Here is a 1,328-nt window from a genome sequence, read left to right as displayed (position 1 = left end):
TATTTATACTATATTTTCAAAAAATACCTTAACATTTATTAATGTAACTGATATTTTAATATAAGTAAAATGAATATAAATTATAAAAACCATGCATTTTATCTATGATTAAAGCTTGTAATTACCATTCCGGTTTACAAACTGTGAAGTAGAACATAATTATCTTGAAATAGCAATCTTTTTAAAATTTAGCTAGTTTTCTATATTCTAAATGCAGTTACAATTAATTTTATTGTCTCTTATCTTCTCATTGATAATCTGATTTCTATCATATGTAAAAATGTCGTCCATTTATTTTTAATACTTATCAAAGCTAGTTTACTTCCACTCTAATTATAGGTAATATGAATAATATATATAATAATCATGAAATATATCTATAGAGGGGTCGAAAATGGATACTAAGCAATTGTACTATTTTATAGAAGTGGCAAAGCAAAAAAGCTTTACACGAGCAGCTCAAGTTCTATGCTTATCTCAACCAACCATTAGCAAAATGGTCCGAAATCTAGAAGATGAGTTGAACGTTGAACTTATTGATCGTTCAGCGAAGAAAATTGAGTTAACCGTTGCTGGAGAAATTGTTTTTGAGGAAGGACAAAAGATTTTAGGATTGCTTGATGATTTATCATCGCTTTTAAACGATATGATGAATTTGAAAAAAGGAAAGTTAAAAATTGGGGTTCCTCCTCTCATAGGATTTTTATTTTTTCCCAAAATCATAAAAGGCTTTCGAGATTTGTATCCCAATATTTCGATACAATTAGTAGAAAATCATGTAATAAAGATAAAACAAGCTGTCAATGAGGGAATACTAGATTTAGGTGTAGCTGCATTACCTGTAGAGGATGAATTTGATGTTATACCGTTTGTAGAAGAGGAGATGGTGCTATTTGTTCATTCTTCTCACCCTCTCGCTACTAGAAAGAAGGTTTCTTTACTGGAGGTAAAAGATGAATCATTCGTCCTTTTTCCAGATGATTCTACTCTCTATCAGCAAATAATGCAGGAGTGTATACAAGTAGGATTTAAACCAAATGTTACATATCAGAGTATCTATTGGGATTTCATCTCGGAGATGGTGGGCCAGAATCTGGGTATCTCGATTTTTCCTCAATCCGTTGCACAAAAAGTAGATCAAAGTATTATTAAAGCTATTCCTATAGATAATCCACCTATGTGGAAGTTAGGAATTATTTTAAATAAAAATAAGTATGTTTCCTATGCAGCAAGAGAAATGGTTTCATATATTTCTTCCTCATTAGAATGAGACGTATCCTAGATTTTTTAAATAATAAATATTATTAAATTTTAAAGCAGCATGTACC

At 30.0% G+C, this 1,328-nt stretch carries 1 protein-coding gene; it reads left to right on the top strand.

Going from position 1 to position 1,328, the window contains the following annotated elements; all coding sequences use genetic code 11:
- The first annotated feature begins 394 nt into the window (after window positions 1–394).
- Window positions 395–1,270, top strand: a complete 876-nt coding sequence (locus V7149_RS26415; RefSeq protein ID WP_335348517.1) for a LysR family transcriptional regulator — start codon at window positions 395–397, stop codon at window positions 1,268–1,270.
- Window positions 1,271–1,328: the final 58 nt, after the last annotated feature.

The sequence above is a fragment of the Bacillus sp. JJ1503 genome (assembly GCF_036965125.1).
Taxonomy (GTDB): domain Bacteria; phylum Bacillota; class Bacilli; order Bacillales; family Cytobacillaceae; genus Cytobacillus.
The sequence above is the reverse complement of the archived record's forward strand: the minus strand, read 5'-3'. Positions and strand labels throughout refer to the sequence as shown.

What these genes read in the sequence shown, in the direction of transcription:
- V7149_RS26415 (WP_335348517.1), top strand. Translation starts at nt 395, where the DNA reads ATGGATACTAAGCAATTGTACTATTTTATAGAAGTGGCAAAGCAAAAA.